This window comes from Streptomyces sp. P1-3 (assembly GCF_050613155.1).
GTDB lineage: Bacteria > Actinomycetota > Actinomycetes > Streptomycetales > Streptomycetaceae > Streptomyces.
Window position 1 is genome coordinate 504,328 of sequence record NZ_CP192512.1, and the last position, 13,711, is coordinate 518,038.

General features: G+C 68.2%; 16 protein-coding genes and 1 pseudogene. 13 read left to right on the forward strand and 4 right to left on the reverse strand.

All coding sequences use genetic code 11. The annotated features are described in order from the left end of the window. Nucleotides 1-117: 117 nt before the first annotated feature. Both ACQUSR_RS01995 and ACQUSR_RS02000 read left to right on the forward strand, forming a co-directional pair. Nucleotides 118-318 carry a hypothetical protein gene (locus ACQUSR_RS01995; protein ID WP_431040781.1) on the forward strand — a complete coding sequence of 67 codons (201 nt, stop codon included), beginning with the start codon at nt 118-120 and terminating at the stop codon, nt 316-318. A 449-nt stretch (nt 319-767) separates the two neighbouring features. Further along, a complete protein-coding gene (locus ACQUSR_RS02000) occupies nt 768-1,532 on the forward strand; it encodes a GNAT family N-acetyltransferase (RefSeq protein ID WP_431040782.1) in 765 nt (254 codons plus the stop codon). 459 nt (nt 1,533-1,991) lie between these two features. On the opposite strand, the gene ACQUSR_RS02005 is transcribed toward ACQUSR_RS02000, so the two are convergent. Beyond that, nucleotides 1,992-2,897 (reverse strand): LysR family transcriptional regulator, encoded by a 906-nt coding sequence (locus tag ACQUSR_RS02005; RefSeq protein ID WP_431040783.1) that lies wholly within the window; start codon nt 2,895-2,897, stop codon nt 1,992-1,994. Nucleotides 2,898-2,977: 80 nt separating this feature from the next. On the opposite strand from ACQUSR_RS02005, the gene ACQUSR_RS02010 reads away from it, so the two are divergent. From ACQUSR_RS02010 to ACQUSR_RS02040, 7 genes are all read left to right on the forward strand, one after another. Continuing rightward, nucleotides 2,978-3,913, forward strand: a complete 936-nt coding sequence (locus tag ACQUSR_RS02010) for a DMT family transporter (protein WP_431040784.1) — start codon at nt 2,978-2,980, stop codon at nt 3,911-3,913. Beyond that, complete coding sequence (locus tag ACQUSR_RS02015) at nt 3,883-4,410, forward strand: YbaK/EbsC family protein (RefSeq protein WP_431040785.1); 528 nt, start codon at nt 3,883-3,885, stop codon at nt 4,408-4,410. Before ACQUSR_RS02010 ends, ACQUSR_RS02015 begins: the two co-directional genes overlap by 31 nt. A gap of 60 nt (nt 4,411-4,470) precedes the next feature. Beyond that, nucleotides 4,471-4,890 (forward strand): hypothetical protein, encoded by a 420-nt coding sequence (locus tag ACQUSR_RS02020; RefSeq protein ID WP_431040786.1) that lies wholly within the window; start codon nt 4,471-4,473, stop codon nt 4,888-4,890. Nucleotides 4,891-5,122: 232 nt separating this feature from the next. Continuing rightward, nucleotides 5,123-6,280: an aromatic ring-hydroxylating oxygenase subunit alpha gene (locus tag ACQUSR_RS02025; protein ID WP_431040787.1), complete on the forward strand. Its 1,158-nt coding sequence runs from the start codon at nt 5,123-5,125 to the stop codon at nt 6,278-6,280. A 1-nt stretch (nt 6,281) separates the two neighbouring features. Then, entirely contained in the window at nt 6,282-6,662 is a 381-nt protein-coding gene (locus ACQUSR_RS02030) for an SCP2 sterol-binding domain-containing protein (protein ID WP_431040788.1), read from the forward strand. Between the two features lie 18 nt (nt 6,663-6,680). Next, nucleotides 6,681-7,292, forward strand: coding sequence for a TetR/AcrR family transcriptional regulator (locus ACQUSR_RS02035; protein WP_431040789.1), 612 nt, complete (start codon nt 6,681-6,683; stop codon nt 7,290-7,292). A gap of 245 nt (nt 7,293-7,537) precedes the next feature. Further along, nucleotides 7,538-8,542, forward strand: coding sequence for a hypothetical protein (locus ACQUSR_RS02040; RefSeq protein WP_431040790.1), 1,005 nt, complete (start codon nt 7,538-7,540; stop codon nt 8,540-8,542). A gap of 79 nt (nt 8,543-8,621) precedes the next feature. Here the strand turns inward: ACQUSR_RS02040 and ACQUSR_RS02045 are convergent, their stop codons facing one another. Next, entirely contained in the window at nt 8,622-9,146 is a 525-nt protein-coding gene (locus tag ACQUSR_RS02045) for a MarR family winged helix-turn-helix transcriptional regulator (protein WP_431040791.1), read from the reverse strand. Between the two features lie 52 nt (nt 9,147-9,198). On the opposite strand from ACQUSR_RS02045, the gene ACQUSR_RS02050 reads away from it, so the two are divergent. The 3 genes and pseudogenes from ACQUSR_RS02050 to ACQUSR_RS02060 form a co-directional block, all read left to right on the forward strand. Continuing rightward, nucleotides 9,199-10,104, forward strand: coding sequence for an EamA family transporter (locus ACQUSR_RS02050; protein WP_431040792.1), 906 nt, complete (start codon nt 9,199-9,201; stop codon nt 10,102-10,104). A gap of 293 nt (nt 10,105-10,397) precedes the next feature. Further along, nucleotides 10,398-10,661 carry a transposase gene (locus ACQUSR_RS02055; RefSeq protein ID WP_431040793.1) on the forward strand — a complete coding sequence of 88 codons (264 nt, stop codon included), beginning with the start codon at nt 10,398-10,400 and terminating at the stop codon, nt 10,659-10,661. Nucleotides 10,662-10,701: 40 nt separating this feature from the next. Continuing rightward, nucleotides 10,702-10,941, forward strand: a pseudogene (locus ACQUSR_RS02060) (transposase); the annotation flags it as partial. 33 nt (nt 10,942-10,974) lie between these two features. Here ACQUSR_RS02060 and ACQUSR_RS02065 read toward each other — a convergent pair. Continuing rightward, a complete protein-coding gene (locus ACQUSR_RS02065; protein WP_431040794.1) occupies nt 10,975-12,252 on the reverse strand; it encodes an IS110 family transposase in 1,278 nt (425 codons plus the stop codon). Between the two features lie 566 nt (nt 12,253-12,818). Then, nucleotides 12,819-12,950 (reverse strand): hypothetical protein, encoded by a 132-nt coding sequence (locus tag ACQUSR_RS02070; RefSeq protein ID WP_431040795.1) that lies wholly within the window; start codon nt 12,948-12,950, stop codon nt 12,819-12,821. Nucleotides 12,951-13,103: 153 nt separating this feature from the next. On the opposite strand from ACQUSR_RS02070, the gene ACQUSR_RS02075 reads away from it, so the two are divergent. Further along, on the forward strand, nt 13,104-13,697 hold the full coding sequence (locus ACQUSR_RS02075; RefSeq protein WP_431040796.1) for a TetR/AcrR family transcriptional regulator: 594 nt from the start codon (nt 13,104-13,106) through the stop codon (nt 13,695-13,697). Nucleotides 13,698-13,711: the final 14 nt, after the last annotated feature.

Below are 13,711 nucleotides of genomic sequence, written 5' to 3' on the forward strand. Positions count from 1 at the left end.
CACGAGGCCGTCAGTGATCAAATCGATACTCGGCGTTGGCCAGAGCCCTTAGCGTTCAATCCTGGAGCAATACCGGCGGGACCCCGCGAGCATGCCTACCGCATCTGGAGGACAGTCTTGGCCACTGACACAAAGGGCGACGACGACGGTCGCCACAAAGAGCGTGACGACCTGCCTCCTTTGCCTCAGGTCTACGAATCCGATTCAGTCGTGGAGGGCTTTAAGGGAACCGTCGACCAGTTGGAATCGGAGGGGGCCGAAGCAGCATCAGAGGAGGCCGAGGAAGAGACGGAAGGGGACGACGACACCGACGCGTGATCTCCATCACGTGATGAATCACCGAAAGAGACACGATGGCCGACGAGGACGCGAGGCGCACCACCGGGCGAGGCCCCGCGAAAGCGACACAGCCTGTGTGGGACACAGCAAGTGCAATGACTCTGATGGGTGTGAGGCATGTTGTGCTCGGTTGGCCCCTGAGCACGGTAGTTGGCTCCTCTGGGCGTCGCGCTTGGCCGGCGCGAGTTGCCGCTGGTATGGGCGACGATCCGGCTCTCCCGGCAGGGCTTGGCCGGTATATATCGGTTGCCCTCCGTGGGGCGGACGCCTAGCGTCCGTTGCGCCGTATCTCGAACACGGAAGGACGATGCCTGTGCCTGCGACCCGCTGACGGGCCGCTGCGCCACTCCGCCGGACACGGATCCGGTGTTGGCTGCTGGGCGGCCCGTTCTCACGGAACCCGTCTTCAGACCCAAGAAAGATCTTTCGTGTTCGCATTCGAATCCCAGGCGCACGCCTACCTGCGCGCCGCTGCCACCGGCCGCGGTGGCCGAGCCGTTCGCACCGGACCGTTCACCGTCGGCATCGACCCCCACGACGCCGGACTCTTCTTCAACTACGCCATCCCCGACGACGGGGCCGAACCGACCGATGACCAGGTCCGTCGGCTCGTCGAGACGTTCACCAGCCGATCGCGGACGCCGCGTCTGGAGTACCTTCCGGCCGCTGCCCCGCTCGTCGAGGACGCCCTGGTCGCGTCCGGGTTCACCGCGGAACGGCGGCTGCCGATCCTGACATGTGATCCCGCGGACGCGCCCGCGCCACGGGTCGCCGGGCCGGTCGAGGTCCTGCTCGCCGAGACCGACGCGCAGCTTCGGAAGGTCGCCGAGGCGCAGGGCGAGGCGTACCAGCAGCCGGTGACCGGCGAGCACGACGTCGCACGGCTCCGGAGTGTGCTGGACCGCGGCGGCCTGGTAGCCCTCGCCCTCGATACTGCGAGCGGCCAGGGCGTGGGCGGCGGCCAGATGGGTCCGCCTCACCAGGGCGTGAGCGAGCTCGCCGCCATCGGTGTGCGCGTGGCGTACCGGCGTCGCGGGATCGCCTCCGCGCTCCACGCCGCGCTGACGCGCGCCTGCCCGAGCGTCGGGATCACCACCCCGTTCCTCATGCCGGAGGACGACGACACCGAGCGGATCTCCCAGCGCGCCGGATACCGGCGCGTCTCGGAGATCCTGCACATCTCGCTGCGGTGACCACAGGCGGCTTTCCGGCCACTTCGGTGGCCGGAAAGCCGCCACTCGCCTATGCCTGGGCCGTACTTCGTGGACAGCAGCACCGCACCGGACCGCTGCCCTTGCTGCGAGCAACAGATCGACCCGATCATCTGGGACACCATGCTGTTCCGATGCCAACATGACTAACTGCCTAATTCCCCGAAGCTGCGCTGACCTGCAAGAAGACCGCGCGCCCCATAGATCGACCGCGGCGGCCGCGAACCGGCGCGACCAGGAGACGACAGTGCCCGCTCCCGACCCACTCAATCCGCTGACACTCGTGGTGGACAAGCGACTCGAACTCACCGTGTCGTTTTCCGTGCCCGCCCCATGCTTCCGGGGGGGGCCGCCGATCCGGCGGCAGGACTGACGAAGGGCGCCTGATCACTCCCGGCTGTTCGTCGGCGTGTGCACATCGAGACCGGCAGCAGGAGCGGCTCAGGTCTCTCGACCCTGGATTTCTGCGGCGGCGCGGTGCAACTCGGCTAGGACTGTTCGGACGGCCTTGCGGGCGGTGCGCTCGGGCCGGTGGAGGACGTCGATGTGGCGTCTGGCGTGTACTCCGCTCAGCGGCCTGAGGACGACGTCGGGGTGCGGGCGGGCGGTCCAGCGGGGCATCAGCGCGAGGCCGCCGCCGGCGGCGACGGCCTCGGCGACCACTGCGAACTCGTTGATGCGGTGGACGATGTCGAGGCGGCGGTTGGCGACGCTGGCGATGGCCTCGATGGTGGCCATCAGCGGGAAGCCGTCGTGGACCGTGATCCACGGCTGGTCTGCCACGTCCCGCGGCGTAAGCAGCGGTTTCGAGGCCAGTGGGTGGCTGGCAGGCAAGGCGATATCGAGGGGCTCATGCAGCAGCGTGGTGGAGGTCACGGTGCGCGGCCATGGCGGGCCATGGTCAAGGCGGTGAGCGAGCACGAGATCGTAGTCACGGGTGAGAGCGGGGAAGCGGTCCTGAGCGACGTCTTCGTCGGCGAGCGCCGGGCGGGGGCGGTTCTGGCCGGCGAGGCTGCGTAGCAGGATCGGGAAGAATGCGGAGGCTGCACTGTGGAACGCAGCCACCGATACGTTGCCGTCGGGTTGCTCTGCGAAGTCGGCGATGGTGTGCCGTGCCCGGGCCAGGGCGCTCTCCACCTCGATGGCCGCCGCGGCCAGGGCCTGCCCGGCGTCGGTCAGCACCACACGACGTCCGGCACGCTCGGTAAGCGGGACGGGGATCGAGCGCTGCAGCAGCCGCAGCTGCTGCGAAATCGCGGAAGGCGTCACGTGCAGAGCCTCGGCGACCGCGCTGACACTGCCCAGATCTCCCAGCTCACGCAGGATCCGCAGCTGCCGTTCATCCATCCTGACAGTGTAGGCGAACTACAGCTTCGTTTTAGAAGTTGGTCCTACCCTTCAACGATCCGGTGGGGCAGCGTGGGGGCATGCAAGTTACCCGCCGTACCGATGCGGTACTTCTCCTGGTCGCGCTGGTCTGGGGATCCAGTTATCTCGCGGCCAAGACGGCCACCGCCGCGCTCCCGGTCATGACGGTGCTTTTCGCCCGGTATGCGATCTCCGCGCTCGCGTGCGGCGCCCTGGTCGCCTCCCGCCGCCGAAAGCGCCGCTGGACCCGCGAAGAGGTCCGCGTCGGGTCGCTGCTGGGAGTCACCCAGGCGGCCGTTCTCGTGCTGGAGACCTACGGGGTAGCGCACACCAGCGCCGCTAACGCCGGGCTGATCATCAGTTTGACCATTGTGCTGACGCCACTGCTGGACCGCACCGGCAGCCGCAGGCTGCCCTGGACGTTCTTCCTTGCCGCCGGCCTCTGTGTCCTGGCCGTCGGGCTGCTTACCTCCAGCACCGGGCTGCACGCACCACGACTCGGAGACGTGCTGATGCTCGCCGCCGCAGTCGTCCGGGCCGGGCACGTCGCGCTCGTCGGACGGCTCACCGCGGGCCGCTCCATGGACCCGCTCCACCTGACGACCGCCCAAACCGTCGTCGGCTCGGCACTGTGCCTGGCCCCGGCCGTCACCCACCTGCCTGGCCTGGCCCACAGCAGTGCCACCACCTGGGCCCAGCTGGTCTATCTCGCCCTGTTCTGCAGTGTGTTCGCCTTCCTCGCCCAGACCTGGGCCGTGCAGGGCACCTCCGCCAGCCGGGCCAGCCTGCTGCTGGGCACCGAACCCATCTGGGCCGTCGCCATCGGGATCAGCCTCGGCGGCGAACGGCTCACCCCCTGGGCCGCCATCGGCGCCATGCTCATGATCGCCGGAACCTATTGGGGACAGGCCATCGAACGTACCCACCGCACCACTACAGCAAGAACCATGAAAGAGGACGAAGCGTGCCCGGCAATGACACCTACCAGCGCTTGATCACCCTGCTCGACGCCACTCAGACGCCTTACCGGCTCATCGATCACGAACCGGATGGCACCACGGACTCGGTCAGCGCTCTGCGCGGGCACCCCGTGTCCCACGCAGCGAAGTGCATCATCCTCAGGGTCAAGATCGATCGGCGGACCACCCGCCACGTGCTCGCGGTCATCCCAGGAGACCGGCGCGTCGACCTGGACGCCATCCGCACGCTGTTCGACGCCCGCTACGTGGGATTCAGCGATGCTGCCACCGCCGAACGACTGGCCCACACCGTCCCCGGCACCGTCCTTCCCTTCGCCTTCGATCCCGCCCTCGAGCTCGTCGCCGACCCCGAGGTCGTCGCCCAGCCACAGCTCTACTTCAACGCCGCCCGGCTCGACCGCTCAGCAGTCATCTCGGGTGCTGACTACGTCCAACTCGCCCAACCACGCATCGAGCGCATCGCCAGTCCAGGGGCTGTCGACACACAAGGTTCTTCCATCAGACACGTATGACCAGGCACCGCACGGTCCTCGGCTTCGGCGGGGCGGGCGCTGATGGACACCATGTCCCGAATGACGCCCCGCCCGTTGGGCCTGGCGGCCACTTTTGTGATCACCGCCGAAGCCGCCCGCCGCGACGTGCACGTTCAAATCGTCATCGATTTCATCCACGTCGCGGAGAGGCTGTGGGCGGCTGCTTGGCGCCTGCGCCCGCCCGCTGCTCCTGCCACCGAGGACTGGGGCGCCACTCACGCCCTGGCGCCACTGGCCAGGCACACCGACCAGGTCGTCACCGCCCTCACCACGCAGGCTTCCACACTGAGCGCCCGACGCCGCGACGGCATCGACGCCTGCATCCGCTACCTGACCGGCAACACCGAGCACCTGCGCCATGAGCAAGCACTCGAAGCGGGATGGCCGATCGCGACCGGCGTGATCGGCGCCTGCCGCCACCTGATCGCCGACAGATTCGCCCTCGCCGGAGCGCACTGAGGTCTCGCCGACGCGGTCTTGAAACTCCGCGCGGTGACCGCCAACGGTCATCTCGACGCTTACTGGCGCCACCACCCTGCCCGACAACACGAACGTGTCCACCAGACCCTCTACCAGGAGGGATATGCCCTCACCGCTTGATCGCTTCGGTCTCACCCATTGACGAACGGTTATCAACTGATACCTTGGCTTCAAGGTTATCGATTGATAACTCGTCACGAGAGGGTTCACCATGACCGTGATCACTACAGAGGGAACCGGGGAGATCCTCGCCGAGCTGCGCCGCTACCTCGACGAGGACCCGCCGGCCATCAGTCTCCCGCCGCGCGCCTACACCTCGCCTGAGATGTGGGAGCTGGAGCGGGAGCGGATCTTCAGCCGCGCCTGGATGCTCGTCGCTCACATCGGCCAGCTCGCCGAAGCCGGCGACTACGTCGCGCTGTCCATCGCCGGCGAGGCGGTCGTCGTCACCCGCGGCACCGACGGCGCGCTGCACGCGATGTCGCCGATCTGCCGGCACCGGCTGATGCCTCTGGTGGAGCCGGGGAGCGGCCGTACCGACTCCTTCACCTGCCCGTACCACCTGTGGAATTACGGCCTCGACGGGCGGCTGCGCGGCGCGCCGCACATGGGCGGGAACAAGGACTTCGACCAGAAGAACTGCCGACTGCCCGGCTTCGCGGTCGAGGAGTGGAACGGCCTCGTCTACGTCAACCTCGACGCCGCCGCCGAACCCATCGGCCCGCACCTCGACCTGGCCGCGCCCGAATTCGTCAACTACCGGCTCGGCGATCTGGTCCAGGTCATCTCTGTGGCGGAGGAATGGCAGGCGAACTGGAAACTTGCGCTGGAGAACGGCTACGAGAACTACCACGTCATCGGCTTGCATCGGGAGACGCTGGAGCCGTTCTTACCCGGCGGCGGCACCCCCTACATCAAGCAGTACTCGCCCTGGGTCATGCACGCCCGCACCCCGTTCGCCGAACCCATCGAGTCGGAGGCGCTCGAACTGGGCGAGCTGGAGAAGGCCAACGGGATGGCCCTGCTGTCATTCCCGACCGGCGGCTTCCTCGCCATGGGCGACCAGATCGTCTGGCTCAGCTTCATCCCACAGTCCATCGACAGGATCCAGGTGGTCGGCGGCGTGCTCATGCCGCCCGAACTGGTGGCTTCCGTGGATCCCGAGGCCCTCGCCAGAGCACAGCAGACGATCACCGCCATGGTCAACGACGAGGACAAGACAGGACTCGAAGCCGTGCAGCGCGGCGTCTCCTCACGCTTCGCCGAGCGCGGCCACCTCAGCCCCAAGGAGCCCGGCGTGATCGTCTTCTACCAGAACCTGGCACGCGCCCTCACCCGCGAGGGCGACGCCTGGCCCGGGGAGCTGTGACATGGCGCGCTACCTCACCCAGGACTGGACAAGGCTCGTACTCAAGGAGACCCAGGACCTGCCGGAACGCCAGGGCGCCAACGCCCGCCTGCAGTACATCCTGACCGGCGCACGCGCCGTGCACTACTACTGGGTGCTGGAACACGGCCGGGTGACCGACGTCGCGCTCGGCATCCTCGACAAACCCGACTACACGATCACCATGACCTACGACGACAGTGTCCGCATCGAGCGGGGCGAACTGACCGAGGAGGCCGCTTTCGCCCGCGGCCGGATGAAGTTCACCGGCAGCATGGTCAAGGCCATGACGCTGGTGCCGGTCATGGACGCGCCCGAGTTCAAGGCGGCGATGGCCCGCATCCGGGCCGCCACCGAACTGTGACCGGCTAGTCTGACCTGCATGCCCGCATCGAAAAGGAGCCCGTCGGCCGAGCGCATCCTCCGCACGGCCGCCAGGCTCTTTGCGGTCCACGGCTACTCCGCCACCTCCACCCGTGACATCGCCGCCGCCGTCGGCGTCCAGCAGCCGGCCATCTACAAGCACTTCTCCGCCAAGGACGACATCCTGGCCGCGCTGGTGAAGCTGGGGCTCGAGCGGCCGCTGGCCGTAGGCGACTCACTCGACGTCGTGGCGGCACCGGCGGTGGTCAAGCTGCATCGCTGGTTGCGGGAGTCGCTGGAGCATCTGCTCGACTCGCCGTACGTGCTGGCGTCCATCCTGACCACGCCCGAACTGGAACGCGACCGGTTCGCGGCCGAACGCAAGCTGACCGAACGGCTCGAACGGCAGGTCACCGAGATGATCGCGCAGGGGCAGCGCGAGGGCGACGTGCGGCCGATCAACTCGGTGTCGGGGGCGCGGCTCGTGCTGGCGCTGTTCGACGCGCTGGCGCTGCCGGAGATCGCGGTCAGCCCGCCCGAGATCGTCGACTTCGCCTTCACAGCCCTCCTGACCGACCCCTCCCGCCTCCCCGAACTCGAACACCAAGCAAACACTCTCCCCCTCCCCTAGCACCCACGCCTCTTCCCTGCGCCGCTCTCTTCCTTCTTCTTGAAGCCGCACCCAGGGCCTCTCTACGCGCTGCACCTTCTGAGCTCTGCCTCCGCCCACCTCCGCAGGCTCGGCGACCACCTGGCCGCACGCCCTCCACGCCCCCTCAACGACCGAGGACAACGGTGGTTATGCATTCAGGAAACCAGTCAGCCAACCAGAACCCACGATCCTTCATCGAGAAGGCGCGGGCGACGCCCGAGCCCGTGAGCGGTCTGCCGGTGCGCGGGATCAACTACGACGTCGGCACCGCCTACGTGCCCGGCACCCTGTCGCGGCCGGAGTGGGACGCCGCCCACGCGGGCGAAGACCTGCGCGTCATCGCCGAGGAGCTGCACTGCACGGCCGTCTGCGTGTTCGGCACCGACATCGGCCGTCTGAGCGAGGCCGCCGAGCTCGCCCTGGAACGCGGCCTCGAGGTGTGGATCCAGCCCCGCTTCGCCGAAACCGGCCGCGCACGGACGCTGGCGCACCTGGAGGAGCTGAGCGTCGCCGCGGAGAACCTGCGCCGCCGAAATCCCGGAAAGGTCACCCTGTCGGTCGGCTGCGAGCTGAGCATCTTCATGCCGGGCGTCGTCCCCGGCGGCCGGTTCCCGATCCGGTCGGTGGTGCTCACGGTCACCTGGCCACTACTGCTCTGGGTCTACAACCGGCGGCTGAACTCCCATCTCCGCGCGGCGGTCACCTTGGCCAGGCAGCACTTCCACGGCCCGGTCAGCTACGGAGCGGGCAGCTGGGAAGGCGTCGACTGGACGCCATTCGACCTGGTCGGCGTCAACCTCTACCGCGACGCGGGCAACCACGCACGCTATACCGCGGAACTCGCCACACTGCGCGGGTACGGCAAGCCGGTGGTCATCACCGAATTCGGCTGCTGCACCTACACCGGCGCCGACGCGAAGGGCGCCAACGGCGACGGAATCGTCAACTGGCGGGCGGCCCGGCCGAAGGTGAAACCCGGCTACACCAGGAACGAGCAGGTACAGGCCGACTACCTTGCCGAGCTGCTCCACCTCTTCGACGCCGAGAACGTCCACGGGGCATTCGTCTTCGAGTTCGCCGAACCCATGTACCCGCACTCCCCGGACCCGCGCCACGACCTGGACATGGCCAGCTACGGCATCGCCCGCACCGACCCGGCCGACCCGTATGCCTGGGAGCCCAAGGCCGCCTTCCATCGGCTGGCCGGGATCTACGGGCGCACGGGTTGACTTGCAAGGCTCCGGCCACCGGCGCGGCGTCCTCACCGACCCAGCCGAGCAGGGCGGAGCCGCGGTTGCGGGCAGTGGGTCACTTGCTGTCAGACGGATGCGGATTTTCCACGCGGGAGAGCCAGGTTGTGAGCAGCCCTTCGAGTGCCTGGGTCTCGGCGGGTGTCAGCAGGTCCAGCAGGCGGCGTTCGTTGCGCATGTGGTCGGTGAACGCTCGGTCGATAAGTTCGCGTCCGGGCCGGGTGAGCGCGACGATCCGGCTGCGCTGGTCGTCGTCGGAACGGCGGCGGGTGACGAGTCCGGCGCGCTCCAGGCGGTCGATTCTCTTCGTCATCGCGCCGGTGGTGACCATGGTGTGGGCGGCGAGTTCGCCGGGTGCCCGTTCGTAGGGCTCACCGGCGCGGCGCAGTGCGCACAGGACGTCGAACTCTCCCTCGCTGAGTCCGTAGCGCCCGTAGACGAGGCAGAGTTCCTCGGTGAGCTGGTCGGCCAAGCGGTGCAGTCGGCCGATCACGCCTTGCGGAGCGATGTCGATGTCGGGCCGTTCGCGGCGCCAGTCGGCCTGGATGCGGGCTACGCGGTCCAGAGGTTGCGGATCATCCATGGACACCACGATAGCTTCCCAGGAAGCTATATTGTCTTCCATAGAAGCTAATATGCGGTGGGTGGCACTGACCGCTGTCGCGCCGGTGACCTGCGGAGCCAACTACTGCGTCACCCATGAATTCCTGCCGCCGGACCGCCCGCTGTACGGGGCCGCCCTGCGGGCGTTGCCCGCTGGCCTCGTCCTGCTGGGCCTGTGCAGGCAGCGACCGCACGGCGCCTGGTGGTGGCGGTCCACGGTGCTCGGGCTGCTCAACGTGAGCGTGTTCTTCGTACTCGTCTATGCCGCCTCCCAGTTGCTCCCGACGAGCATCGCCTCGACCGTCATGGCGGTGCCCCCGCTGGCGATGATGCTCATCGCCTGGGCCCTGGTGTCCGAGCGCCCCGGCCTCGCGCACCTGGCCGGCGCCGCGATCGGGCTCAGCGGGGTCTGTCTCATGCTGCTCACAGGGGCGGGAGGGGTGAGCGTACCGGGAGTCCTCGCCTCGGCCGCAGCCATGCTCGTGTCGTCCTTCGGCTACATCCTGACCAAGCGGTGGAACACCGGTGCCGATGTGCTCGCCTCGACCGCCTGGCAGCTCACCGCAGGAGGACTGTTCCTGCTGCCGGTCGCCGCAGCCGTGGAGGGCCCTCCGCCCGCACTCTCCACACCGGCGCTCCTCGCGTGCGGCTACGTCACCCTGGTCGCCACCGCGCTGGCCTTCGCCGCCTGGTTCACCGGGCTGCGGCACCTGCCCGCAGGGACAGTGGGCCTGGTCGGACTGCTCAACCCCGTTACCGGCGTGCTGCTCGGCACGGCAGTCGCCGGAGAGGTGCTGACCGTCCAGCAACTGTGCGGGCTGGCACTCGTCCTGGCCGGAGTCGTCCTGGGCCGGCCCACACGCGCGGGCCGACCACCAGCACGGGCCCGTCAGGCAGCTCGCCGGGATTGCGATAGTCGCCGCTGCGCAGCGCCGTGATCGCCTCGGGCAGGCGCAGATCCGGGATGCGGGGGGCGCTGGTAAGGGCTGGTGGCCACCCGAGGCCGTGAGCGCACCGCGAGCCCGCCGACGTCGCCATACGCGCGTAGGTGATCTCGTGCTGGTCGGGCGTTCAGCACGTCGGTCGGCTGGTAGATCTTGTCGTAGACGTAGGTGGTGGTGAACTCGGCCGGGTCCGCATTCGGCAGGTTGCCCTTGGAGCTCGTAACGCGATCTTGGTGAGGTGTGCTGGGCGAGCGTGTCCGTGTGACGATCCGGCCGCTGAAGGCCGTGTGAGTACTCGACCAGGGATGGTGGACGACGACCTGTGGAAACTGATCGAACCGCTGCTGCCGCCCTGGCCCGAGCGATCGCGGGGCCCGAAGCTGGTGGACGACCGACTGTGCCTGCAGGGCATCCTGTACGTCTTGGCCAACGATATTGCCTGGCAACTGTTGCCGCTGGAGCTAGGGTTCGGCTCCGGACAGACCTGCTGGCGGCGCCTGGACCGCTGGCAGCAGGCCGGGGTCTTCGAGCAGCTGCCCGTCTCCTGCTAGCCCGTCTGAACGCGGCCGGCGAACTCGATTGGTCGCGCGCGTGCGTGGACGGCTCCCACGTCCGCGCGAAAAAGGGGGTGCCGCGACCGGTCCGTCGCCGGTCGACCGGCGGAAAGCTGGCAGCAAACACCATCTGATCTGCGATGGGAAGGGCACCCCGCTGAGGGTGATCACGACTGCGGCGAACATCAACGACATCACCCAGACCCTGGCCCTGGTCGATGGCGTCCCGCCGGTTGCTGGACGTCCCGGCCGTCCGCGTCGGCGTCCCGAGTCGGTGCGGGCCGACAAGACACCCCATGCAGCTATCGGGTCAAGCAGCTGCGGCGAGTGGGGTCCCGCCCGGCTGGGCGAAGGCGATCGCTTCGTCGAATTTCTGGCGGGTGGTCAGGCAGTGGTGGAGCTGGCCGAGCATGCGGTTGAACAGGTGGCGGAGGGCCGCGTGGTAGCGGTCTCCGGTATCCCGCCGGCGGTTGTAGTGAGCATGAGCTCCGGGTGAGGCAGTGAGCGCGGCGAATGCCCAGTGCCGACCGGCCGCGGCCAGGCGGCTGTTCTTGATCCGGCGGTGGCTGACGCGGCGGCTCTTGCCGGATTCCCGCGTCACTGGCGCGCTTCCGGCGTAGGCCTTCAGGTCTCGGGCCGTGTCGAATCGGGTGCGGTCGTCGCCGATCTCGGCGAGTATCCGCGCGCCGGTGAGCACGGCAAGACCCGGAAAGCTTGTGATGATCTCCGCGTCGGGATGCTGGAGGAAGAGTTCCTCGGTGTCGCGGGCCAGGTCGTCGGATGCCCGGCAGGCGGCGTCGAGCTGGGCGAGCAGGGCAAGTGTCTGGCGCCCCATTGCCGTCTCCACCAGGACCGGTTGGCGGAGACGGGTCCGGCGGAGTATCTCGAGAAGACGGTCGGTCTCGGCCTCGATCCGGCGCTGGCGTCCTGCCTTCGTGACGGCGGCCCTGATCCGAGTGCGCGTGAGCCGAGCCGCCTCGGCCTGAGTGGGCGCGATCACCAGGATCGCGCGGGCCTCACGTGCCAGCAGCCGCTCCCGCTTGTCGGCGAACGCCTCCAGGATCGCCGGGTAGTACTCACGAAGGTGCGATCGGAGCCGATTGTGGGCTCGGGTGCGGTCCCAGACCGCGTCCTGCTGGGCTCTGGCGAGGGCGGCAATCGCCCTGACCAGGTCGGAGTCGTCCGGCAGCGGCCGGTGGAGCTCTGCGTCGGTCCGAAGGATGTTTGCGAGGACGACGGCGTCTTGGTGGTCGGACTTCTTGCGGGAGACGACGTGCCGGTCACGGTAGCGGGCGACGGCCATCGGGTTGATCGCATACACGTGGCGGCCGGAGGCCCGCAGGCAGGCCACCAGGAGTCCGCGGGAGGTCTCGATCGCGATCGGGATCGGATCGTCCGGGCTGTCGCCGTGCTGAGCGAGCAGTTGCAGCAGGTCCTGGAAGCCCGCCGCGTCGTCGCTGATCCTGAGCTTGCCGAGCAGTCGGGCGTTGGAGTCGACCACCGCTATGTCGTGGTGGTCCTCAGCCCAGTCGATTCCGCAGGTCACGTGCAACGCGCGCTCCTTTCGAGCCTTGCTATCCCTCGGCATCGAGCCGCGGCAGGACCACCCGGCGACCTAATAGAAGCGCTTGCTGGCGCACCACCCCACCAGCCGTCCGTGGCCCCAGCTGAGCCCGGGGGCCTCGCTCTCGTGAAGAGCTCTACGGCTCCGGTTGATCGGGAGGTGGCCCTGGGAACGGCTCGAACCACGGCACGGTACGGCGACCGCGCCCGAAACAGCAGGGGCCGCGCACGCGTCCCTCTTGTCGAAGCACTCGCAGGCGCTGCATACAGACCAGACGTCTCGCCCGGCCCCCGCTGGGACTGACCCAAAAGCCAACCCACAGCGCCTATTAGGCGTATGACTCCCGGGCCACGCGGCGCGAGCTGCGTCGCCGCCGGATCCGGCCGGTGATCCCCCGCAAGGGCGCCCCGAACATCAAGGGGCTGGGCAAGCTCCGCTACGTCGTGGAGCAGACGTTCGCTCTGCTCCACCAGTTCAAACGGCTCGTTGTGCGTTGAGAACGACGCCTCGAACTCCACGTCGCCTTCGTCTCGTTGGCCTGCAGCCTGATCTGTTGGAGGCACCTCAAGAGGGCCAACTCATGATCCCTGTTACGGGCTCTCGGGCTCCGTCTGGGTCGTGAAGTTGCCGACCAGGTCCCAGGTCATCGTGTCCTTCCGCATCGGACCATCAGAGTCGTCCTTGGGCGGCGTGGATTCGATGAGCTGGTCCGGCTCCATCACGCTGAGAGATCGAGTCGGGCCTCGGCCCGCTGTGCCACACGGTCCTTCACGGATGGTGTTGCGCTCAAAGGATCCTGCTGGGATCGAGAAGGAGATGCGGGCTCTCGGAGAACGTGCTCGACAAAATAAAAATATCCCCGTACGCTTATTCCTATGCCGAGGGTTGCCGATCACGCACAGCGCCGCCGCCAGGTCGTGGAGGCGACCATGCGGGTGATGGCGGCCCGCGGGATGGAGGGGGCCACAGTGGCCGAGGTTGCCGCGGAGGCGGGGGTCTCGGTGGGGCTCGTGCAGCGCTACTTCCCGTCCAAGGACGAGATGCTGCTGGTGACCTTCGAGTTCCTCGGTGCACAGCTCGTGGAGCGGCTCAAGAAAGCCTGGGAGGCGGGCGGCCCGGTCAGGGAGCGCCTGCGCCGCTGCCTGCTGGAGCTGCTTGCGCTGGACGACGAGCGCATCGCTGAGATCAGGGTCTATCAGGTGTTCTGCGGCAGGGCGGTGAGCAATCCCGCTCTGCGCAGAGTGCAGGTTGCGCTGTATTCCGCAGCCCGGGCCGACCTCGCCGCGGCCATCGCGCAGGCACAGGCCGCCGGAGAGGTCGCGGCCGACCGGGATCCGGATGAGGAAGCGGCGTTGCTGTGGACGCTGGTCGATGGGGTTGCGCTGCACGGTTGCGCCGATCCCGATGGGTTGCCCCCGGCCATGGCCGAGCGCCTGGTCGACCGGCAACTGCACCGGCTGTTCGGCTGAGCCGTACTCCTATG

Bases quoted from the DNA above. Each gene is read 5' to 3' on its own strand.
- ACQUSR_RS02005 (WP_431040783.1), bottom strand. From the start codon at position 2,897: ATGGATGAACGGCAGCTGCGGATCCTGCGTGAGCTGGGAGATCTGGGC.
- ACQUSR_RS02010 (WP_431040784.1), top strand. From the start codon at position 2,978: ATGCAAGTTACCCGCCGTACCGATGCGGTACTTCTCCTGGTCGCGCTG.
- ACQUSR_RS02020 (WP_431040786.1), top strand. From the start codon at position 4,471: ATGACGCCCCGCCCGTTGGGCCTGGCGGCCACTTTTGTGATCACCGCC.
- ACQUSR_RS02025 (WP_431040787.1), top strand. From the start codon at position 5,123: ATGACCGTGATCACTACAGAGGGAACCGGGGAGATCCTCGCCGAGCTG.
- ACQUSR_RS02030 (WP_431040788.1), top strand. From the start codon at position 6,282: ATGGCGCGCTACCTCACCCAGGACTGGACAAGGCTCGTACTCAAGGAG.
- ACQUSR_RS02035 (WP_431040789.1), top strand. From the start codon at position 6,681: ATGCCCGCATCGAAAAGGAGCCCGTCGGCCGAGCGCATCCTCCGCACG.
- ACQUSR_RS02045 (WP_431040791.1), bottom strand. From the start codon at position 9,146: ATGGATGATCCGCAACCTCTGGACCGCGTAGCCCGCATCCAGGCCGAC.
- ACQUSR_RS02050 (WP_431040792.1), top strand. From the start codon at position 9,199: ATGCGGTGGGTGGCACTGACCGCTGTCGCGCCGGTGACCTGCGGAGCC.
- ACQUSR_RS02065 (WP_431040794.1), bottom strand. From the start codon at position 12,252: ATGCCGAGGGATAGCAAGGCTCGAAAGGAGCGCGCGTTGCACGTGACC.
- ACQUSR_RS02075 (WP_431040796.1), top strand. From the start codon at position 13,104: ATGCCGAGGGTTGCCGATCACGCACAGCGCCGCCGCCAGGTCGTGGAG.